The 20,993-nt window shown below is 59.7% G+C and carries 23 protein-coding genes and 1 pseudogene; 9 read left to right on the forward strand and 15 right to left on the reverse strand.

What is annotated here, in order from left to right; all coding sequences use genetic code 11:
* Nucleotide 1 precedes the first annotated feature (1 nt).
* The 4 genes from FBZ97_RS08490 to FBZ97_RS08505 all read right to left on the reverse strand — a co-directional run bounded on the left by FBZ97_RS08490 (nt 2) and on the right by FBZ97_RS08505 (nt 4,285).
* Nucleotides 2-1,543 (reverse strand): L-aspartate oxidase, encoded by a 1,542-nt coding sequence (locus FBZ97_RS08490; protein WP_145318315.1) that lies wholly within the window; start codon nt 1,541-1,543, stop codon nt 2-4.
* Nucleotides 1,540-2,511, reverse strand: a complete 972-nt coding sequence (gene nadA, locus FBZ97_RS08495) for a quinolinate synthase NadA (protein WP_145318318.1) — start codon at nt 2,509-2,511, stop codon at nt 1,540-1,542. The genes FBZ97_RS08490 and nadA overlap by 4 nt, the downstream gene beginning before the upstream one ends.
* Before the next feature lie 69 nt (nt 2,512-2,580).
* Nucleotides 2,581-3,483, reverse strand: coding sequence for a hypothetical protein (locus FBZ97_RS08500; RefSeq protein ID WP_113354392.1), 903 nt, complete (start codon nt 3,481-3,483; stop codon nt 2,581-2,583).
* A 109-nt stretch (nt 3,484-3,592) separates the two neighbouring features.
* Nucleotides 3,593-4,285: a GntR family transcriptional regulator gene (locus tag FBZ97_RS08505; protein ID WP_145318321.1), complete on the reverse strand. Its 693-nt coding sequence runs from the start codon at nt 4,283-4,285 to the stop codon at nt 3,593-3,595.
* Between the two features lie 130 nt (nt 4,286-4,415).
* Between FBZ97_RS08505 and FBZ97_RS08510 the strand changes: the two genes are divergently transcribed.
* From FBZ97_RS08510 to FBZ97_RS08530, 5 genes are read left to right on the forward strand one after another with little or no spacing between them, the layout of a single operon-like run.
* Complete coding sequence (locus FBZ97_RS08510) at nt 4,416-5,420, forward strand: ABC transporter substrate-binding protein (RefSeq protein WP_113354391.1); 1,005 nt, start codon at nt 4,416-4,418, stop codon at nt 5,418-5,420.
* A gap of 52 nt (nt 5,421-5,472) precedes the next feature.
* Nucleotides 5,473-6,288 carry an ABC transporter ATP-binding protein gene (locus FBZ97_RS08515; RefSeq protein WP_113333203.1) on the forward strand — a complete coding sequence of 272 codons (816 nt, stop codon included), beginning with the start codon at nt 5,473-5,475 and terminating at the stop codon, nt 6,286-6,288.
* Nucleotides 6,289-6,291: 3 nt separating this feature from the next.
* Nucleotides 6,292-7,155, forward strand: a complete 864-nt coding sequence (locus FBZ97_RS08520; RefSeq protein ID WP_145318325.1) for an ABC transporter permease — start codon at nt 6,292-6,294, stop codon at nt 7,153-7,155.
* Nucleotides 7,156-7,210: 55 nt separating this feature from the next.
* Complete coding sequence (gene araD / locus FBZ97_RS08525) at nt 7,211-8,947, forward strand: L-arabinonate dehydratase (protein ID WP_145318329.1); 1,737 nt, start codon at nt 7,211-7,213, stop codon at nt 8,945-8,947.
* 18 nt (nt 8,948-8,965) lie between these two features.
* Nucleotides 8,966-9,691 (forward strand): ribonuclease activity regulator RraA, encoded by a 726-nt coding sequence (locus FBZ97_RS08530; protein WP_145318332.1) that lies wholly within the window; start codon nt 8,966-8,968, stop codon nt 9,689-9,691.
* A gap of 54 nt (nt 9,692-9,745) precedes the next feature.
* Here FBZ97_RS08530 and FBZ97_RS08535 read toward each other — a convergent pair whose 3' ends face one another.
* Nucleotides 9,746-10,363, reverse strand: coding sequence for a DUF922 domain-containing protein (locus tag FBZ97_RS08535; protein ID WP_145318335.1), 618 nt, complete (start codon nt 10,361-10,363; stop codon nt 9,746-9,748).
* Nucleotides 10,364-10,424: 61 nt separating this feature from the next.
* Nucleotides 10,425-10,961, reverse strand: a complete 537-nt coding sequence (recX, locus tag FBZ97_RS08540) for a recombination regulator RecX (RefSeq protein ID WP_145318338.1) — start codon at nt 10,959-10,961, stop codon at nt 10,425-10,427.
* Nucleotides 10,962-11,221: 260 nt separating this feature from the next.
* On the opposite strand from recX, the gene FBZ97_RS08545 reads away from it, so the two are divergent.
* Nucleotides 11,222-12,253 carry an aldo/keto reductase gene (locus FBZ97_RS08545; RefSeq protein WP_145318339.1) on the forward strand — a complete coding sequence of 344 codons (1,032 nt, stop codon included), beginning with the start codon at nt 11,222-11,224 and terminating at the stop codon, nt 12,251-12,253.
* Nucleotides 12,254-12,311: 58 nt separating this feature from the next.
* On the opposite strand, the gene FBZ97_RS08550 is transcribed toward FBZ97_RS08545, so the two are convergent.
* Entirely contained in the window at nt 12,312-13,346 is a 1,035-nt protein-coding gene (locus tag FBZ97_RS08550; protein ID WP_145318343.1) for an aldo/keto reductase, read from the reverse strand.
* Between the two features lie 94 nt (nt 13,347-13,440).
* On the opposite strand from FBZ97_RS08550, the gene FBZ97_RS08555 reads away from it, so the two are divergent.
* Nucleotides 13,441-14,343 carry a LysR family transcriptional regulator gene (locus tag FBZ97_RS08555; protein WP_145318346.1) on the forward strand — a complete coding sequence of 301 codons (903 nt, stop codon included), beginning with the start codon at nt 13,441-13,443 and terminating at the stop codon, nt 14,341-14,343.
* Nucleotides 14,344-14,403: 60 nt separating this feature from the next.
* Here the strand turns inward: FBZ97_RS08555 and FBZ97_RS08560 are convergent, their stop codons facing one another.
* The 7 genes and pseudogenes from FBZ97_RS08560 to FBZ97_RS34680 all read right to left on the reverse strand — a co-directional run bounded on the left by FBZ97_RS08560 (nt 14,404) and on the right by FBZ97_RS34680 (nt 18,673).
* Nucleotides 14,404-15,063: a peroxiredoxin gene (locus FBZ97_RS08560; RefSeq protein ID WP_069614590.1), complete on the reverse strand. Its 660-nt coding sequence runs from the start codon at nt 15,061-15,063 to the stop codon at nt 14,404-14,406.
* Nucleotides 15,064-15,175: 112 nt separating this feature from the next.
* Nucleotides 15,176-15,760 carry an alpha/beta hydrolase gene (locus FBZ97_RS08565; protein WP_113354446.1) on the reverse strand — a complete coding sequence of 195 codons (585 nt, stop codon included), beginning with the start codon at nt 15,758-15,760 and terminating at the stop codon, nt 15,176-15,178.
* 63 nt (nt 15,761-15,823) lie between these two features.
* On the reverse strand, nt 15,824-15,994 hold the full coding sequence (locus FBZ97_RS34325; RefSeq protein ID WP_156090746.1) for a hypothetical protein: 171 nt from the start codon (nt 15,992-15,994) through the stop codon (nt 15,824-15,826).
* A 60-nt stretch (nt 15,995-16,054) separates the two neighbouring features.
* Entirely contained in the window at nt 16,055-16,615 is a 561-nt protein-coding gene (gene msuE, locus FBZ97_RS08570; protein ID WP_145318350.1) for an FMN reductase, read from the reverse strand.
* A gap of 114 nt (nt 16,616-16,729) precedes the next feature.
* Nucleotides 16,730-17,188: pseudogene (locus tag FBZ97_RS08575) on the reverse strand (SDR family NAD(P)-dependent oxidoreductase); the annotation flags it as partial.
* 187 nt (nt 17,189-17,375) lie between these two features.
* Nucleotides 17,376-18,389 carry a zinc-binding alcohol dehydrogenase family protein gene (locus tag FBZ97_RS08580; protein WP_145318357.1) on the reverse strand — a complete coding sequence of 338 codons (1,014 nt, stop codon included), beginning with the start codon at nt 18,387-18,389 and terminating at the stop codon, nt 17,376-17,378.
* A complete protein-coding gene (locus tag FBZ97_RS34680) occupies nt 18,386-18,673 on the reverse strand; it encodes a hypothetical protein (protein WP_246661714.1) in 288 nt (95 codons plus the stop codon). The genes FBZ97_RS08580 and FBZ97_RS34680 overlap by 4 nt, the downstream gene beginning before the upstream one ends.
* 154 nt (nt 18,674-18,827) lie before the next feature.
* Here FBZ97_RS34680 and FBZ97_RS08590 point away from each other — a divergent pair, with 154 nt between their 5' ends.
* Nucleotides 18,828-19,712, forward strand: coding sequence for a GntR family transcriptional regulator (locus FBZ97_RS08590; protein WP_145318360.1), 885 nt, complete (start codon nt 18,828-18,830; stop codon nt 19,710-19,712).
* Nucleotides 19,713-19,806: 94 nt separating this feature from the next.
* Here FBZ97_RS08590 and FBZ97_RS08595 read toward each other — a convergent pair whose 3' ends face one another.
* Nucleotides 19,807-20,328, reverse strand: coding sequence for an invasion associated locus B family protein (locus FBZ97_RS08595; protein ID WP_113333190.1), 522 nt, complete (start codon nt 20,326-20,328; stop codon nt 19,807-19,809).
* A gap of 433 nt (nt 20,329-20,761) precedes the next feature.
* Here FBZ97_RS08595 and FBZ97_RS34330 point away from each other — a divergent pair, with 433 nt between their 5' ends.
* Nucleotides 20,762-20,923, forward strand: a complete 162-nt coding sequence (locus FBZ97_RS34330; protein ID WP_156090747.1) for a hypothetical protein — start codon at nt 20,762-20,764, stop codon at nt 20,921-20,923.
* Nucleotides 20,924-20,993: the final 70 nt, after the last annotated feature.

Raw genomic sequence — 20,993 nt, forward strand, 5'->3', positions numbered from 1 at the left:
GTCAGGCACTCCTTGCGAGCGAATAGGGGGTGACGGACCTGGCAATATCCAAGGCGTCGGAAAGGTTCATCATGCGGCGCTGCGCATATTGCAGTTTCAGCGGAAAATCGGTGCGCGCATGGGCACCGCGCGACTCCGTCCTGAGGCTCGCAAAGACGGCGATCAGCAGGGCCACCAGCGCGGGGTCTGTCGCTGGCCCTTCGCTCTCGCAAAGCGGCAGGAGTGCGGCAATCGCACCATGGATGGCACCTGCGTTGCGCAGCACACCGAGATGGCGCGACGCGATCGGCCGGACGAGCGTCAGGTCTGGCGCGACGGTCTCGGGAAGATGGTTCGGCAACCTTGTGGCACTCGCATCCGTGCCGGCGATATCGTGCGCCGCCCGCATACCCATGACCGCAGCCTCCAGCAGGGAGTTGCTGGCAAGGCGGTTGGCGCCGTGCAGGCCGGTGGAAGCCGCCTCGCCCACCACCCATAGGCCGGGAGCCGAACTGCGGCCGTTCTCGTCGGTCGCAACGCCACCCATATGATAGTGGACCGCCGGACGCACCGGGATGAGATCGCTCGCAGGATCGACGCCTGCCTCGTGGCAAAGGGCCTCGATGACTGGAAAGCGTGTGGCAAAACGATTGCCGAGCGCGCCTCGCGCATCGAGGAAGACCCGACCGCCGCGGGCGATTTCCGCGCTGATCGCGCGTGCGACCACATCGCGCGGCGCAAGCTCGGCACCTTCGACACCGGCCATGAAGCGCTCGCCGCTCTCATTGACGAGGAGCGCGCCTTCGCCGCGAACCGCTTCGCTGACAAGCGCCAGCGGACGCCTGCGACTATCGAGCGCCGTTGGATGGAATTGCACGAACTCCATATCGGCAAGCCGTGCCCCGGCCCGTGCCGCAAGCGCAATCCCCTGCCCGAAATTGCCGACCGGATTGGTCGTGGCATCGAAGAGGCCACCGATGCCGCCCGTGGCAAGGACGATACGGGAGGACGGCAAGACGACGTGGCCCTTGCTGGTCAGGCACAAAAGGCCGGCGACGCGATCCCCATCCAGCAGCAGCCGCTGCGCCTGATAGCCCTCGAGCACTGTGATCGACGGCGTACGGGCGACCGCCTCGGCAAGTGCGCGAACGATGGCGGCACCCGAGCCATCGCCCTTGGAATGCACGATACGCCGAAGCGAATGTGCAGCTTCGAGACCGAGGGACAACTCGCCGGCATCGTTGCGGTCGAACTCGACGCCGAAGCGCTCCAGCGCCGCGATGGCCGCAGGGGCTTCGGCAACGATCCTTGCCGCCACTTTCGCGTCGCAGAGCCCGTCGCCAGCGGCGAGCGTATCGGCAAGATGCAGGGCCGCGCTGTCGCCCTCACCTATGCCGGCGGCGATGCCACCTTGCGCCCAGGCACTTGAGGTCTCCGCGCCGATCAAGGCGCGGGTAATAATCACGGTTGGTTCGGGAGCCAGCGTCAGCGCCATCATCAATCCGGCGAGGCCGCTGCCGACGATAACGATGCGGCCGCTCAAGTCTTCACGAATCTCGCTCATATCGCCAGCATCCTTTCAACCGCCCGACGGGCGTCTGCAGCAATTGCCGGGTCGACCGTCACCTCATGCCGTCCCTCTTCCAGGGCCTTGCGAATATTGCCAAGCGTGATGCGCTTCATGTGCGGGCAAAGATTGCAGGGCCGGATGAATTCGACATCCGGATGATGCACGGCGACATTGTCGCTCATCGAACATTCGGTGAGTAGCACCACACGCGACGGGTGCTTCTTGCCGACATAGTCGGACATGACGGCGGTAGAACCGGCGAAATCGGCGGCTTCGACGACATCGGGCGGGCATTCCGGATGGGCCAGTACGGTCACGCCGGGATAATTCTCACGGAGCTGGCGGATATCGTCCGCGGTGAAGAGTTCGTGAACCTCGCAATGCCCATGCCAGGCGATGAGCTCGACATTGGTTTCGCGTGCGACGTTGCGCGCCAGATATTCATCCGGCAGCATCAGCACCTTCGGCACGCCGAGCGATTCCACCACCTGCCGGGCATTGCCCGAAGTGCAGCAGATATCGGACGCCGCTTTTACGGCTGCCGACGTATTGACATAGGTGACCACCGGAACGCCCGGATGGGCCTGACGCAGCAGCGCGATATCTTCCGGCGTGATCGATTCCGCCAGCGAGCAGCCCGCTTCCATATCCGGGATCAGAACCGTCTTTTCTGGGTTCAGCAGCTTGGCCGTCTCGGCCATGAAGTGCACACCGGCCAGGACGATGATATCGGCATCGACATCTACGGCCTTCCGCGCAAGCGCGAGGCTGTCGCCGACGATATCAGCAACGCCATGGAAGATTTCCGGCGTCTGATAGTTGTGAGCGAGAATGACGGCATTGTGCCGCCGCTTCAATTCGAGGATCGCCTCGACGTCATCCTGAAAAGTCAGCCATTCAGCTTTGGGAATGACGCGGCTGACGCGATCGTAAAGGGAAGATGCGGATACGGGAAGATTCATGGCCGGCTCCTTATTATACTCATTTTGAGTATATCATGAGCAAATAGATATTCTCAGCGTGAGCATATGTCAATTGCGGGAGAGCGGTAATTTCGTTCCGGCGAATTCGCGTTCTTCGAGCACGGCGCGACGGAAGCGGAAGAGCTTGGCCGGACGGCCGCCGGTCTCGCTTTCAGTACCGCCTGTTTCCTCGACCAGTTCCTGCTGCTCAATCAGCCGGCGGAAATTCTGCTTGTGCAGCGTCAGCCCGGCCAGCGCCTCGACCGTCTTCTGCAATTGTAGCAGCGTAAAATTCTCGGGCATGAGTTCGAACACCACAGGCCGATATTTGATCTTGGCCCTGAGCCGCGCCATGCCCGTCGCAAGGATGCGGCGATGATCGGCAAACATCGACCGACCGAAATTGTGCTTGAGATCGCAGCCCGCCTCGGCGACGAGACGCGCCTCATAGAGCAGTTCATAACGCTGCAGGACAAGATCCTCGTTCCACGCCGCACCATTCAGCCCGAAGTCGAAGTCGGCCCGCCGACGGCGCTGGCTGCTGCGCGTCGCGTCCTCCTCGACCCAGGATGTGAGCCGAGCGGCGATATTGTCGAGAATCGGCGGCCGGCCATCTCGATGATCCTCCCAGGGAAGATATTCGTACCAGCCGTGCCAGCCCGGCATCCCGCCGCCAGGGGCTGCCTGCTCGCGCACGAGCCCGAGATAGCTGATCGAAATCGTGCGACCGCCGAGAATTTCGTTGTTTCGGTCGCGATCGGCAAAGGTATAAAGCTGCTCCAGATAGCCGACGGGATGGGCCGTCTGCTCCTGAACCCATTCGCGCAACCCGCTTTGCAGCGTGCGATGTCCGAGTTCAAACGGACCGGATGGCAAGGCATCGCCCGACCGCACCGTCATCACCCTTGGATCGCCGCCCGTAACGGCCGTCAAAACCGCGATCAACTCGGCATGCGCAAGCCCGATGGTCAAGCAAACTCCATGAATTGTTTCCCTGCGACTTTGTCGCATGAAGCGAGGCATAAGCCAATCCGCGGGTCGGCACGCTCCACACCTCACATCGGTCCGAAAAGCCGATACGCTAACGGCTCACATAATCCGGATATTGCTCGCAGATGAGATCGACGATAGACAAGGTGCCTGACAAATGCCGGCGCAAAGCGGCGACGGCAGCCTCCGCATCGGCCGAGCTGATAGCATCGACCACGGCTTGATGATCGACAATGATCTGCTCGAGCTTGCCCGGCATAGGCAGGTTGAGCATGCGCAGCCGGTCGAGGTGCACGCTTTGGCGCCGGACCGTGGACCAGAGGCCGAGAATGCCGGCCCGCTCGTAGAGAACGCGATGGAAATCCTTGTCGAGCATGTCGAAGAGATCATAGGTTTCCTGTGACACCACATGCTTCTGGCGAGCCAGGATGCCTTCGAGGATTGCTGCGGTTTCCGCAGGCGAATCCGCAGCCAGCCTGCGGACAGCCTCCAGTTCGATCGACAATCGCAGGAAATGCGCCTCGGTTGCGTTGCGGATATCGATCCTCGCAACGACAGTCGCATATTGCGGATAGACCTCCACAAGCCCCTCCTCCTCAAGCCGGATTAGGGCATCGCGCACAGGAGTCTGGCTAACATTGAATTCGCTTTGCAGCGAGATGCGCGACAAGACCGTCGTTGGCGGCAGGCTCATCGAAAGAATGCGCGATCGCAGGATCTCGAGAATCTGAGGCGCGACCTGGCGGGAGCGATCGAGGGCAAATTCTTTCGGATTGAGCTTCACTGGCGGCCTTTCTGGGCAAGAGCGTCTGCTCATTAAACACAATTCAGGGCTTGATGCACTGATACATTAGTGCTTTAGTGAACCGACGCCAACCTCATTTCTCAAAGGTTGGATCAATCGGGAGGAGCAAATGAGAGGATTTCTTCGCTGTCTGACTGCGGTCGGCATGGTGATTGCGGGCAGCTTTTCAGCCGGAGCAGCCGAAAAGACGGATATTTCGATCACGCGCCAGCCCGGCATTCTCTATCTCGCGAGCCATGTGATGGAGACGCAGAAGCTGATCGAGAAGCACGCGGCCGCAGACGGCCTACAGGGCGTCAAGGTGGAATGGCGGACCTTCAGCGGTGGCGGCGCGCAGACCGACGCGCTGCTGTCCGGCAATGTCGACATCGTCAACACCGGCACCGGCAATCTGCTGCTGCTTTGGGACCGCACCAGAGGCAAGGTCAAGGGCATCGTTACCAATTCGGCCCAGCCGGTCATCATGGTTTCGCGCGACCCGCGCATCCAGTCGTTGAAGGATATTCAGGCCGGCGACAAGATCGCGGTGCCGACGGTCGGCGTCTCCACGCAGGCAATTCTGCTGCAGATGGCCGCCGCGCAAATGTATGGCGACGACCAGGTACACAAGTTCGACGCCAATACGGTGCAGCTCGGTCACCCCGACGCGATGGCAGCGCTCGCCAACCAGACCCATGAGGTCAAGAACCACTTCTCCGCCCCGCCCTTCCAATATCTGGAGCTGAAGCAGCCGGGCGTTCACAAAGTCATCGATTCCCGCGACATTATCGGCGGCGAGCTGACCCAGGGCACATTCTTCACGACGACGCAGTTTGCAAGCGCCAACCCGACGATCATCAAGGCGGTACGCGAGGCGACGGCTGAAGCGATCGACTTCATCAAGAAGGATCCGAAATCAGCGGTGGAAGCCTACAAGACCGTCAGCGGCGACAAGACCAGCGTCGAGGACCTGTTGGCGATCCTGAACGAGCCGCACATGATGGAGTTCCGCATGGATCCGCAAGGAACGATGAAGTTCGCGGCGCACCTCCACAAGATCGGTACGCTGAAGACTATGCCTAAGGCCTGGACCGACTATTACCTGCCGGAAGCCGCCGATCTCAATGGCAACTGATGCCTACGGGCGGCGCGAATGCCGCCTTCAAGCGACCCCACGGAGAAGGCCCATGCTTCAGGCAAAAACGCGTGCTGACATGCCGATGACGGAAACAATGACCGCGACACCGCTTTTGAATGTCGACAGGGTGACGCTTCGCTACAAAACGCCGAACCTGCTGATCACCGCGACGGAAAATGTCAGCTTCTCCGTTGGCCAGTCCGATCGCTTCGTCCTCCTCGGCCCCTCGGGCTGCGGAAAATCGACGCTGCTGAAGGCGATCGGCGGCTATATGACACCGACGGCAGGCCGGATCGAAATCAAGGGGCAACCGGTCAAGAAACCAGGCGCCGACCGCATGATGGTCTTTCAGGAATTCGACCAGTTGCTCCCCTGGAAGACGGTGCTTGAAAACGTCATGTTCCCACTGACGACAGCCCGCCGCCTGCCGCGTAGCGAAGCTGAGGCGATCGCCCGCGATTATATCGAGAAAGTCAAGCTCACACGTGCGGTCGATACCTATCCGCACATGCTGTCCGGCGGCATGAAACAGCGTGTCGCGATTGCCCGCGGCATGGCGATGCAGCCCGATATCCTGCTGATGGACGAGCCTTTCGCAGCGCTCGATGCCCTCACCCGCCGGCAGATGCAGGACGAGCTCCTGCAGCTCTGGGAAGATACACGCTTTACCGTCATCTTCGTCACCCATTCGATCGCCGAGGCGATCAAGATCTCCAATCGTATCCTGCTGCTGTCGCCGCATCCCGGTCGGGTCAAGGCCGAGGTGCGCGATGTGGAGGCCGTCCGCGACGACCCCACAGCCGCCGCCAAGCTGGAGCAGGAAATTCATCACATGCTGTTTGCCGAACAGGGGCACAGGGAGTAATCCATGAGCGCACCGCAGATTATCCTTGCGCCGCAGTCACCGGAAACGGCCGGCCATATCGCAGCCGTCGAACAAAAGCTCGGCACGATCGAGCTCCTCTGGCAGTCAGGCCTTTTCCGCAAGTCATTGCTGATCGTTGTCCTCGCCGTCATATGGGAGGCCTATGCCCGGCATCTCGACAATCCGCTGCTGTTTCCGACGCTGAGCGACACGCTGACGGCGCTTTACGACCGGTTTGCCGACGGTGTGCTGCCGGCCCGCATCTGGACCACGCTGAAGATACTGGTAACAGGCTACGTCTCGGGAACGGTGCTCGCCGCCGTCCTGACGGTTGTTGCGATCAACACCCGCATCGGCACCGATTTCCTGGAAACCATGACGGCGATGTTCAATCCGCTGCCGGCCATCTCGCTCTTGCCGCTCGCGCTCATCTGGTTCGGCCTCGGTCCAGCAAGCCTCGTCTTCGTGCTTATCCACTCCGTCCTATGGGCTGTCGCGCTCAACACGCATGCCGGCTTTCTCGGGGTCTCGCGCACTCTGCGCATGGTCGGTGCCAATTACGGGCTGACGGGGCTATCCTATGTCTTCCGCATCCTGATCCCCGCCGCCTTTCCGTCGATCCTGACCGGCCTGAAAATCGGCTGGGCCTTTTCCTGGCGCACGCTGATCGCCGCCGAACTCGTCTTCGGCGTCTCCTCCGGCCAGGGCGGCCTCGGCTGGTTCATCTTCGAAAACCGCAATCTTCTCGACATCCCCTCGGTCTTTGCCGGCCTGCTGACTGTGATCGTCATCGGGCTTATTGTCGAAAACCTGGTCTTCCAGACCATCGAGCGGCGCACCCTGCTAAAATGGGGCATGAAGGAATGATGCGGCGCACGGATTTATCCCTTCGACCAACATTCGAATACAAGGCGTCAATACAATGAATAGCAGGAAGAAGCCCCAAGACTTGCGCAGCGCCAGATGGTTTGCGCCTGATGATCTCAGAAGCTCGGGGCATCGCTCGCGCACCATGCAGATGGGGTACGCGCCCGAAGAATGGACCGATAAGCCCGTCATCGCCATCCTGAACACCTGGTCCGACGCCAATCCGTGTCATGCGCATTTCAAGCATCGCGTCGAGGATGTGAAGCGCGGCATCCTGCAGGCCGGCGGTTTTCCGCTGGAACTGCCCGCCCTGTCGCTTTCGGAAAGCTATGTGAAGCCGACGACCATGCTTTATCGCAACATGCTGGCGATGGAGGCGGAGGAGCTGTTGCGGTCGCATCCGGTCGATGGTGCCGTCTTGATGGGCGGCTGCGACAAGACCACACCCGGCCTCGTGATGGGCGCGCTCTCCATGGGATTGCCGATGATCTACCTCCCGGCCGGCCCGATGCTGCGCGGCAATTACCGTGGCGAATATCTGGGGTCGGGATCCGATGCCTGGAAATTCTGGGACGAACGCCGCGCCGGCACCATCTCGGAGAAAGAATGGGTCGATGTCGAGGCCGGTATTGCCCGCTCCTACGGTCACTGCATGACCATGGGCACGGCAAGCACGATGACGGCAATCGCCGAAGCACTGGGCCTTACCCTGCCCGGCGCCAGCTCGATCCCCGCGCCGGACGCCAATCATATCCGCATGTCATCAGCTGTCGGTCGACGTATCGTCGAGATGGTTTGGGAAGATCTGGTCCCCTCAAAGATCGTCACGCAGGCCGCCGTCAACAATGCCGTTGCTGTCGCGATGGCGACAGGCTGTTCCACCAATGCCGTTGTGCATCTAATCGCGATGGCACGCCGCGCCGGCGTCAATCTCTCGCTCGACGATCTCGACAAAGCCGGGCGCACGACGCCGGTGCTCGCCAATATCAGGCCTACCGGCAAGACCTATCTGATGGAGGATTTCTACTATGCCGGCGGCCTGCGCGCGCTGATGGCGAAGCTATCTTCCAAGCTCGATCTCTCGGCGTTGACCGTATCCGGCGTCACCCTCGGCAAAACGCTGGAGGGCGCCAAATGCTACAATGACGACATCATCCGCTCGCTCGACAATCCGGTCTATCATGAGGGGTCGCTTGCGGTGCTGAAGGGCAACCTTGCGCCGACGGGCGCCGTCATCAAGCCCGCCGCCTGCGATCCGCGCTTCCACAAGCATCAGGGACCGGCGCTCGTCTTCGACAGCTATCCGGAGATGAAGGCGGCGGTCGACGATGAAAATCTCGACATTACGCCCGATCACGTCATGGTGCTGCGCGGTGCCGGCCCGCAAGGCGGCCCCGGCATGCCCGAATGGGGCATGCTGCCGATCCCGAAGGCGCTTCTGAAGAAAGGGCACAGGGATATGCTCCGCCTCTCCGATGCCCGCATGAGCGGCACCAGCTACGGCGCCTGCATTCTGCACGTCTCGCCGGAATCTTATGTCGGCGGCCCGCTGGCGCTGTTGCGCAACGGCGATATCGTTCGTCTTGATCTCGAGGCACGACGCATCGACATGCTTGTTGACGAAAACGAGTTGCAGCGCCGCCGCGATGCCTGGGTCAAGCCTGCGGAAAAATTCGGCCGCGGCTATGGCTGGATGTTCTCGCGCCATGTCGCGCAGGCCGATACCGGTTGCGATTTCGATTTCCTGGAAACAAGTTTCGGCCCGACACCGGGCGAACCCGATATCTATTGATCACGAAGGATATATCGCATGAGCAGTTATGTGCTGAGCAACGAGACACGCGACAAGCTGATGGGCGTCGCAACACCCACGATCGCCACCGCGCTTTTCCGGCGCGGCCTGCGCAACCAGTTCATTCAGGATGTCCGGCCGCTTTCGCCGAAGAAGGCGAACATGGTCGGTCAGGCCTTCACGCTGCGCTATATTCCGGCGCGAGAGGACCTGAACACGCTCGAAGTCTTCCGCAACCCGGAACATCCGCAACGGGCCGCAGTCGAGCAATGCCCGCCCGGTTTTGTGCTGGTCATGGATAGCCGAAAGGATGCGCGTGCCGCTTCGGCCGGTTCCATCCTGGTCTCGCGGCTGCAGGTGCGTGGCGTGGCCGGCGTCGTCACCGATGGCGGCTTTCGCGACAGCCCGGAAATCGCTGCCCTCGATATCCCCTCCTATCATCACCGCCCGTCTGCCCCGACGAACCTGACGCTGCATCAGGCGATCGAAATCAATGGCCCGATTGGCTGCGGTGATGTCGCGGTTTTCCCCGGCGACGTTCTCGTCGGCGACAATGAGGGCGTCATCGTCATTCCGGCGCACCTTGCTGACGAAATCGCCGATGAAACCGTCGAAATGACGGCCTATGAGGATTTCGTCACGGAAGAAGTGATGAACGGGGCGACCATCATCGGACTCTATCCGGCAACCAGCGACGCTCCGAAACAGAAATTCGCTGAATGGCGGAAGCAGAAAGGTCGATAAGGCAACATATTAGGTCACGCAGCCGGCGGATACGTCCGGCTGCGGCTCCCCCAATTATTCTTCCTTGACCAGCTTGAGAACGAGCTGCTGGAGATTGCCGCCATCGCTGAATTCGACCCTATCGAAATCGCTGTTGCGCTGCCGTTCCCTGTTGGAAATCTCACCGAGCCGCTTTGTCAGTTCCATGCGGATCTTGCTGCATTTCGGATCGTCGGGCACGGAAAAGCCGACGCTCATCGCCTCGATCTCCTTGACCATGTCCTTGATGTAACCACCATGCACGCGCTCGTGCGCTTCGACTCCGGCGATGAATTTCTGCCAGCTTTTGCGGGTTGAAGCAGGCAGTTTCGCCGAGGGTTTCGGCAAAGTGTAGGTAATGATTAGCTTCGGTATGTTGACCGTGATCTTGCAGGCGCCGTCCGGCTGCAGCTCATATTTCCGCGTCCAGGTCAGCTTGAAATCGGTATGGGCAATCGCCCTCACCTTCGGCCCGAGCAATGGACCGCGCTCGCCGATGGAATCGTAGAGCTCGCGCCCCGATGTTCCGGTAATCGCATATGTCTTGGTCGTCTCCACCGCCTGCCACTCGGCATGGGCGGCCATCGGCAAAGAGGCAATGCACGTCACCGCTACCAGTAATCGAATGTCTGCCTTCACGAACGTCCCCTGCATGCCCTACTCAAGCGCGGCAAAGCTAGCGGGTGACCTCAGTTATTTCAATGAGCATCCATCTTCAGAATGCCGAGGCCGACAGCAACAGTTCCTCGGCATCCTCTCGCTCCATATCGAAGACCCGTTTGCCGATCGCGAAGCTGAAACCGTTTCGGGCGAAGGCCGATAGTTCCTTTGCCTTGCGCTTCTCATCGAGATCGCCGCGCCGGAACGGGCCGAAACCACGCTTCCTGGCAAAGATGACGGCGGAATGGAGATCGTCGACCTCCTCCACGGCCGCGACAACCGTTTCACCACTGATGCCCTTGGAAGCAAGCTTGAAGGCGATGGCTTTCTTCGATTTGCCGGAACGAACGGCCGAGCGCGTGCTGATCTCGGCGAAGGCAACGTCATCGAGCACCTTCAGTTCGTAGGCAAATTTGACCGCAAAGTCGGCAAGCGCCTTGATCTGCGTGTCGCTGATATCCTCGAACTTCTGCTTAGCCTTTTTGGCGATCGCGTCGAACAGCTGCTTTTCCGTCATCATCCGGCGCTCGAGACGATAGATGGTGGAGTTGCGTGCCCAGGAAAGCATGCGGCTTGTCGGCGTTTCATCCATGAAGGGAAGCATTCGGCGAGAGAAGAATCATCACGGAGAATTTTACGCAAGCGAGGCCACTCAGGCAACGAATGCGCTTGGTAATCATGGGATGATTGACTATGGTGTCTCTGCGGCCACGGCATTGAAACGCCGAGCGTCGAATCCCCATCGACGGTGGAGGCCGTCTCAAGCACCACATTGCTATGGATCACGGAGCCTGCGGCTCTCCCGACCGCTTTGCCGATCGGGCACCAGCGCTCCGTTCAGAGGAGGCAGAAATGGATTATCGCAAGCTCGGCCCAAGCGGGGCCGTTGTCACGGCTTATTGCCTTGGCACCATGACTTTCGGCGCGGAAGCAGACGAGGCCGCATCACATAAACTTCTCGACGATTATTTCGCATGGGGCGGCAATTTCATCGACACCGCCGATGTCTATAGTGCAGGCAAGTCGGAAGAGATCATCGGCCGCTGGCTGAAGGCTCGTCCGACGGAAGCGCGCCAGGCCGTGATCGCCACCAAGGGCCGCTTTCCGATGGGCAACGGACCGAACGATCTCGGCCTGTCGCGCCGTCATCTCGGCCAGGCGCTGGACGACTCGCTGCGCCGACTGGGCATCGAGCATATCGATCTCTATCAGATGCATGCCTGGGATGCCCTGACCCCGATCGAGGAGACATTGCGCTTTCTCGATGATGCCGTGCGTGCCGGCAAGATCGGCTATTACGGCTTCTCCAACTATGTCGGCTGGCATATCGCCAAGGCGGTCGAGATTGCCAAGGCGCGCGGCTATACGCGACCGGTGACGCTGCAGCCGCAATATAACCTGCTCGTTCGCGATATCGAACTCGAGATCGTCGATGCCTGCCTCGATGCTGGCATGGGCCTGCTTCCCTGGTCGCCGCTCGGCGGCGGCTGGCTGACTGGCAAATACAAGCGTGACGAAATGCCGACCGGTGCCACAAGACTCGGTGAAAACCCCAACCGCGGCAGCGAATCCTTTGCCCCACGCAACGCACAGGAGCGCACCTGGGCAATCATTGCCGCTGTCGAGGAGATCGCCAAGGCACGAGATGTGACCATGGCACAGGTAGCGCTTGCCTGGACGGCAGCACGCCCGGCGGTAACGTCAGTCATTCTCGGCGCTCGCACGCCCGAGCAGCTTGCCGACAATCTCGGCGCCGCCAAGCTGACGCTGTCGGAGGCGGAGATGGATCGACTGAACGAGGTCAGCGCGCCGCAACCAGCCGCCTATCCTTATGGCGAAAGCGGCCGAAACCAGCGCCATCGCAAGATCGAGGGTGGCCGTTAAATGACATCCGGCGGCGAAGCATTTGCCTGCTTCGCCGCCGCTCGGGTCGCCTGCCACGTCAAACGAGCGGCGGGTTCAGTCTGGCGAAGCCTTCCTGACGCCGATAGGGAAAATAGGGATAGGGCGCCGTCATCTCACTGACCTTATCCAGCCTCTCGATCTGCTCTTTCGAAAGCGTCCAGCCGACCGCGCCGAGATTCTGCCGCAACTGCTCCTCATTGCGCGCGCCGATGATCACGCTTGCAACCGTTGGCCGGCTCAGCAGCCAGTTGATCGCGATCTGCGGCACGCTCTTTCCGGTCTCGCCGGCGATCTCATCCAGTACATCGACTATATCGAACAGCCTCTCGTCATCGACGGGCGGGCCGAATGACGCTGTCTCATGCAAGCGGCTCTTTTCGGGCAATGGCTGGCCCCGGCGGATCTTGCCGGTAAGCCTGCCCCACGCCAGCGGACTCCAGACCAGGGCGCCGACGTTCTGATCCGCAGCGAGTGGCATCAGCTCCCATTCGTAATCGCGGCCGGCGAGCGAATAATAGACCTGATGGGCGACATGGCGGGCATAGCCGTACTTGTCGGAGATCGCGAGCGATTTCATCAGTTCCCAGCCGGCGAAGTTGGAAGCGCCGATGTAGCGGATCTTTCCTGCCTTCACGAGGCCATCAAGGGTGGAAAGCGTTTCCTCGATCGGCGTCGAGGCATCGAAGGCGTGCAATTGCAAAAGGTCGATGTAATCTGTCCCGAGCCGGCGCAGGGCGGCGTCGACCGACCTGATCAGGCGAGAGCGCGAGCTGCCCCAATCGGCCGGTCCATCGCCCATCGGCAAAGCTGTCTTTGTGGAGATCAGCACGGCATCCCGCCTGCCCCGGATCGCCTCGCCGAGCACCTCCTCCGATGCGCCTGCCGAATAGACGTCTGCCGTATCGAAGAGATTGACGCCCGCCTCCAGGCAGATGTCGATCAGACGGCGCGCTTCAATCGCATCCGTCGAGCCCCAGGCGCTGAAGAGAGGCCCGCTGCCGGCAAAGGTGCCGGCGCCGAAACTGAGAACCGGAACGCGCAAGCCGGAAGCACCTAGATTTCTATATTCCATGGTCTGTCTCCTATTGGTTCTTCAGATAGATAGACGCTCGGATGAAGGTGATATAGATTGCCGGAAAGAAACTGATTTATGATTTTAATTCATCATGAGCCGTCAAGAGATCAATCGTTCTGGGGAAATGGAAGTCTTCGTGCGCGCCGTGGAACTCGGCGGCTTCACCGCCGCGGCCAGGGCCTGCCGCATGACGCCTTCAGCCGTCAGCAAGCTCGTCACGAGACTTGAAAAGCGCCTCGGTGCGCGTCTTATCCATCGCTCGACGCGACGGCTACAGCTTACCCCAGAGGGATGTGCCTTCTTCGAACGTAGCGTCGCCATTCTTGCCGATATTGCCGAAGCCGAACGCCACGCATCCGCGGGAGAGCAGGTAGCCGGCCATATCCGCATCAACACCAGCGGCTCCTTCGGCAATCATGTGCTGGCTCCGCTCATTCCGGGCTTCATGGCGCTGCATCCCAATGTCTCGCTGGAGATCTTCCATACGGACCGGGTCATCGACCTGATGGAGGAGCGCGCCGACGTCGCAATCCGCGCCGGGCCGCTGAAGAGCTCCAGCCTCACGGCCCGCAAGCTCGGAGCGACGCGAAATATCATCGTCGCCTCGCCGGACTATCTGCGTAAGCATGGAACGCCTCACTCCGCCGCGGAATTGGCAAAACATTGCCGCATCAGCTTTAGCTATTCCAGAGCGATCGAAGGCTGGCCGCTGCTCATTGACGGCGAGGTTGCGACGGTACCGGCAGCGCGCAGCCTGCAGGTGGGCGACGGCGAAGCCATGCGGCATCTGGCGCTTGCCGGTGCCGGCCTGGCGCGGCTTGCCGCCTTCACCGTCAAATCGGATATTGTGGCCGGGCGGCTAAAGCCCCTGCTGGAAGAATTCAATTCCGGCGATATCGAGGAATTCCACGCCGTCTATATCGGCCAAGGCGGCCCCCTGCCAGCGCGCGTGCGTGCCCTGCTGGATTTTTTGCGCGAGAATGTTCACCTGTAAAAAGCGACGCGGCCGTCAGGGCCGCATCGTATCAGCTAAAACTCTCAGTCACCACGCCGATCAGGCTGACGGCTGGCGGGTCTTGCGCAGATAGGGCAATACCGTATCGAACGAGCCGAAGCGGGTAATGGCGTCTTCGTTGGAGACGGCGGCCGTGATGATGACGTCTTCGCCCTGCTGCCAGTTTGCCGGGGTCGCCACCTGATGTTTGGATGTCAGCTGGATCGAGTCGATCGCGCGCAGGATTTCGCCGAAGTTGCGGCCCGTCGTCATCGGATAGGTGAGGATCAGCTTGATCTTCTTGTCGGGGCCAATGACGAAAACGGAACGGACCGTGGCATTGTCGGCCGGCGTGCGGCCTTCCGAGCTCTCGCCGGCACCTGCCGGCAGCATGTCATAGAGCTTGGCAACCTTGAGATCCTTGTCGCCGATCAGCGGATAGTCGACGTCGAAGCCGGTCGCCGTCTTGATATCGTTCTTCCAGCGACCATGGCTCTCCACGGGATCGACGGAAATGCCAATGATCTTGACGCCGCGCTTGCGGAATTCGCCTTCCAGGCCAGCCATGGCGCCGAGTTCCGTCGTGCAGACCGGCGTGAAGTTCTTCGGATGCGAGAAGAGCACGGCCCAGCCATTACCGATCCAGTCATGGAACTTAATCTCGCCCTGCGTCGTCTCGGCCGTAAAATCCGGCGCGATATCGTTGATGCGCAAACTCATTGCCTTACCTCCAAAGAACATGCCCCGGCGCGCGCTTGGGATGGCGGCCAAAAGGCGAGAAAAAAATCCGTCGCACAATGGCGTCGAATGTCGGATATGAAAAGCCCTTCTTTCAAATGGACGCCGCGATTGCCGCTGAAAATCCCTGCGGCCTGCGATGCCTGCTGCGCGCCTTCAACATGTCCAGAAAGCGGTAACCACCCGCCCAGCGCCCGTAACCGCTTGCTATGTTGATATGTCCTGCAAGGCCGATATTGCGAACATCCGAATTCCAGAGCCGTCCGAACATGCCGAGCCGGTCGAGGCTCATATAGATGTCGTTCAGGCTCCCGACCGTCATGCTGGGAAAAGGCAGCGCGTCGGTCGGCATGGTACCGAAGGACAGATGTCCGGCATGCAGGGCTTCCGTCACGGGAATATCGCAGGGCGCTACGAGCAGTGCACCTTTGACCCTTCGCGCAGCCTCGCGGCCAGCCAGCCTCGCCGTCAACACGCAGCCCAGGCTGTGGGCGACGATATAGGCTTCACCGGCCTCTTCCAGCGCGGCTTCTAATTTCTCCATCCAACTGCCGAGATTGGGAAAGTCCCAGTCATCCTGCTCGACAAGCCGAACGTCGCGATGATCCTGCAGCCAATAGCGCTGCCAATGCCCCTCGCCCGAGCCGAAAAGGCCAGGCACAATCAGTACTCTGGTCATGTAAGCCTCACGAGAAAGATCGAACACAAAGCTTGCGACAGGACATCAAAAGCACATCTCCCTTCAATGCCAAGGCGCAGGGGATGTACACCAATAGTAGATCTCGTAGTCGCGCGCGGAGAGCTCTCGCTCGACGGACTCGGGCCGATCGACCGACTGGATGCGTCCATCCGCATCCCGCAACGCGCGCCCAGCGAAAATCGTCTTCAGGCGGCTAATGACATTCCATTTCATGTAACCCTCCATTTGGTTGATAGATCCGAGGCGGTCGAAGGCAATTTGTCCATCAGCCCATCATTCGGCCGCAGCCAGCACCCTTACCGAATGCGGGAAGAAGGCCGAGAGCTCACCGACCACTTCATTGATCCGGTTGGCCAGCGGTTCCGAAGAGACCTTATAGTCGGTAAAATCACGATCAGACGCATAGACAGCGGTTGGCAGGGTGTGTGCCATGAAGAAGCCGAAGAGCGGCCGCAGCTGATGTTCCACCATCAGCGCGTGCCTGTCTCCGCCGCCTGTCGCGGTGATGATGATCGGCTTGGCGCGCAGCTCGTGTGGATCGATAAGATCGATCAGATGCTTGAACAGCCCGGGATAGGATCCTTTGAACGTCGGCGAACCGATAATCAGCGCATCCGATGAGACGATATCGTCGATCACACTTTTCGCCTGGTCGTCGAGCTCCTTGCACCACTGAGCGGCGCCAAGGGACGCACCAACATCGTGCAGATCATAGACCTTGCTTGAGAAGCCATATCGCTCAATTGCCAAATCCGCGACGGTCTGGACCAGCGCGTAGGTCTTCGACGGCCTGTTGAAGCTGCCGGCAATGCCGACGAGTTTGGGCGCACTCATTCTCATCCCTTCCGAAGATCGCATGCATTTTCGATAATGCAAATATTGTCCATAAAAATAGTAGATTAAAAGAAACAGCGATCTCTGAAGGCATGGGAATTGGAAAATCTCTTTCTACGTTGGAGCCAGCTGGACAGGGCGCAAAAATGCCACCCGGCTGAAGGATTGGACGACAAGCTTGCGTCTTTCAAAAGTGCCGCGGACGCCAAATGGCGGCTGGAATGGGATGGGTTGTCCTGCCGAAGCATTGCAGGAGGCGTTGCCGCAAAGAAGCGGTTCATTTCTCTCCCAGATTGTCGAAAAAGCCGGCTTCTCCGGTACACCGATAATGGGCAGGGTCCGTCTTTCAGTCGTGTGGCCAAGGCTCGTCTTGCGACCGGTGACGTCCATGACTTCGTCAAAGTCGGCAATATCGGAATCCTCGAACGGCTTCTTCACCGTATTCCCGGCATTGTTGACGACGATATCGACCGGGCCGTGCGTCTCCTCGACTCCGGCGGCGAAGGTTTTGATCGAAGCAAGATCACGAAGGTCGAGCTGTGCGGCTTTCGCCAGGGGGCCAATCGACACCGCAGCATCCTCAAGGAGATCCGACCTGCGGCAGCCAGCATCACCTCAGCGCCGGAGGCGGCGAGGCAACGCGCGATCGCGAGGCCTAGTCAACTGCCTCCGCCAGTCACCAGCGCGCACTGTCCGTCCAGTCGGAACGCACCATGCCAGTCGGGAAGCGCTGTTGGAGATTTCATGGATGCTTGCGTATTCATCTTTCGACAATGACCTTCAAAACGTCACGGTTCTTGTCCCAAAAGGGCAATGCACCTTCGGCCTCGGCGAAGGGTATGATCTTGGAAATGAGCGAGGCGGCGCGGTCGCCGATCGTCTCCAGATAAGCGATCACCGCATCGAAATCGGACCTGGTCGCGTTGCGCGAGCCCATGATATCCAACTCCTTGAGATTGAACATTTGTGTCTGATAGGTAACGGGAGCCTTGGCGTAGCCGACATAGACGACGCGCCCGCAAAAGCCGGCAAGATCGATCGCCTGACGAAAGGTTTCCGGAAGACCGACCGCTTCGAAGGCCACATCGACGCCCTGGTCATCAGTCAGTTCAACAATGCGCGCAGCGACATCTTCCGTGCCGGCATCGATTGTGTGGCGTGCTCCGAAGCGTTGTGCCAGCGCGGTCTTTTCCGGGCTGAGATCGACGGCAATCACCTCGGCTCCGCGCGCAACGGCTCCGATGACCACGCCCATGCCAATCATGCCGCAGCCCAGCACGACGATGCGATCACTCGACGAAACGCGGCCGCGCGCCACCGCATGGAAGCCTACCGACAGCGGCTCGACCAAAGCAAGAAAGCGAGGATCGAGCGTGTCGTTCATGATCACCTTCTCCGCGGGAAGAACGATCTCTTCGGCAAGCCCGCCATCCTGCTGCACGCCAAGCGTGCGGTTGTAGCGACAAGCATTCACGCGACCCTTGCGACAGGAAGAGCAAGTACCGCAACTGGTATAGGGAAGAACGATGACGCGCCGCCCCGGTTGATAGGCGGACGAAACGCCCGCCCCTGTCTCGATGATCTCGCCACCGATTTCGTGCCCTGGGATGCGCGGCAGCTCCACCAGCGGGTTGAGGCCTCGAAACGTGTTGAGATCACTCCCGCAGATGCCGACATGGCGGACGGCGATACGGACATCGCCTTCTCCGAGCTGCGGGCGGGCGACATCGGTGAAACGGCTGACACCTTCACTTTCGATCAATAGGGCTTTCACGTGACGATACCTTTCCGGTTTGGGGGCGTGAACCGGACGCTTGCACCCGGTTCGCTGGAAACAGATCCGTTCAGGGTAGCGATGTCGGCCGGCAGGTCGGCGCCATAGGCGCCGACGACTGTCTTCAGCGTCGCCGAGCCGCTGGTCCGTGCGATCGCACAGAACGTGCCCAGCACAAACCCCACGATAGTTGCCGCCACCGAAAGCTGAATCGTCAGCCAGACGCCTTCCGCAAACTGATCCCAATAGGGAAGCAGGCCCTCGAAATCAAAAGTGTAGCTCATGCGACGCCATCTTCCCGGCAGCGCCAGTGAGCAACGAGATATGCTGGTCTCATTCCCGAGCTATCCTCCTTAGCTCGAGGCGGAATCTACACGGTTGAGGCGATCGATTCAAAGTGGTATTTTTTGTTTAAAAAACCAACGAAACCAAATCGGCATGCGTTCTGAAAACCTCTTCAAGCGGCAGTTCAACGAGTTCCTGCGCCACGTACAATCGGTTGGTCACGGCCACTCTCTTGGCTCGGAACGCGAGATCGGCCGAACCCTCGGCACCAGCAGAACGACGGTCCGCAAGTGCCTGGCGGCCGCGATGGAGAACGGCCTTCTATCCAAGGACAGGATAGTGCTGCGGCAGACAGAACCATCCGAGCTCTATGCTGAAGCGGAGACCATCCCGCCGACATTGATCGTCGAGCGCGCCTTCCTGACCTGGATACTCCAATCCGATAGCGGTCCGGGCCAGGCGATCAATGCGCTTCAGCTCGCGCGGCAATTCGGCGTGTCGACGACGACGATCCGCGAGTTTCTGCAGAGCTTCCGGCATTTTGGCCTGATGGAGCGCGAAGCCGGCGGCAAATGGGTCTTCCGCGGCATGACCCTGGAATTCGCCAACGAGCTTTCCGATATCCGCGAAATTTTCGAAATGCGGTCCGTCATGCGCTTTGCGGAACTCGATGACAGCGACCCGAGCTGGAACGCGCTGCGCAGACTGCGCACCGAGCATCTCAAGCTGCTGGAGACGATCGAGACCGATTATCACCGGTTCTCGCTCCTTGACGAGCAATTGCATCGCTTGATCAACAGTGCTTCCAGCAATCGCTTCGTCACCGAATTCTACCACGTCATCTCACTGATTTTCTTCTACCATTATCAATGGAACAAGAAAGACGAGCGCATTCGCAACGAAGCGGCTGTCTATCAGCATCTGGCTTATATCGATGCGATTCTCTCAAGAGACCAAAGGAAAATTAGCCAGACCTGCACGGCACATCTGAGCGAGGCGCGCCGGACATTGCTTGCAAGCATTAGCCGCGAAACTTGACATCGGAATTCAAGCATACCGCCGGAGCGAAGGAAATGCGTGCGGTTGGCGGCACGGCCAATCGCACGGGCAACCCCGCCCGAAATCCGACCTGCTACTGAAGGGTCAAGCCCGACCTGATGTGGGCTCTTGCGGCGTAGGGATCGACAATGGAGAGCGCCCGGCTGAGAGCCTCGGCAAACCCGTTGAGCGAAATGACGTAGCTCACATCACGACCCGTATCGGTCGCCGCCAGCATCACGCGGAGGCTACGCCGTCGCCGCAGGTTGGCAATCATGGCTGCATCGAGCTTCAGCTCGACCGGACAGCCGCGCGAAGAAGCCGCACCGAGCGGCTGAGCCAGACCCAAAGCAGCTTCGTCACCCCGCGGCAACCGCCCGCTCCGCAGATGCAGCCCCAGCGGCAACGCCAATATACCCCTCAGGCTTCCGCCGTCGGGAGTAAGTTCGATCGAAAGCACTGGCGCGTTTGTCTGCAGATCATACAGCGTATAGGAAATCGCATAATGTGGCCGCGCTTGATCGGCGGCTCCCTGATTGACGATGGTAAGCGTCCAGTCGCCGTAACGCTCCTGCAATGTGCCTGAACCGGCGGCGATAGTAGTCCGGCCAGCCATCACAATCCTCCGCTCGGTCGACTTGCCAATATGGGCAAGCGCCTATCGGCACGCCTTATGAGCGCGAACAGCGCCATCCCATTCATCTCTGCTCCCCGCAACATTATGCGCCCCACCTTACCCCTCGCCCCTCAAAACCCGAGGTTATTTCGATAACAATAGCGTTAATTTTATGCCATTGCATCATATAATTTATGTAGCGATAAGAATTACACTTTCATCACGTTCAATCACCATAACCTTCGTCAGCCTTAATAAGGTATTTTTGTAGACTATACATAGGATTTTATGATTCCGAAATATCTCTTTCAATTTGTATTATTAATTGTTACTTCAATTTCACTTATATTGAAAATAGAAATCACAGACAAAATAGGTTTGAATGATATTGCAAAAGCCGCTCACGAATGGAGCGAGGCTGGCCGGCGGTCATTTGAATGACAGCTCCCAGAAAGACTGCATTGACAATCTCTCTCGCCGCCCCGGTGACTGCAGGATCAGCAGCAGCGGCTTTTCCGGCGAAACGCTGGTCGCCAACCATCCCGGCGGCAACGTCAGCAGCCTCGGCTCAGGTCCGTTCTGGCAGATATTGTGAAGCTGATACCGAGCAGGTTGACAGCGTGATGCTTCTCAAGGGTAACGCGCCGACAGTAATTAGGCCGGAA

The organism is Rhizobium sp. ERR 942 (assembly GCF_007828395.1).
GTDB classification, from domain to species: Bacteria; Pseudomonadota; Alphaproteobacteria; order Rhizobiales; family Rhizobiaceae; genus Rhizobium; species Rhizobium dioscoreae.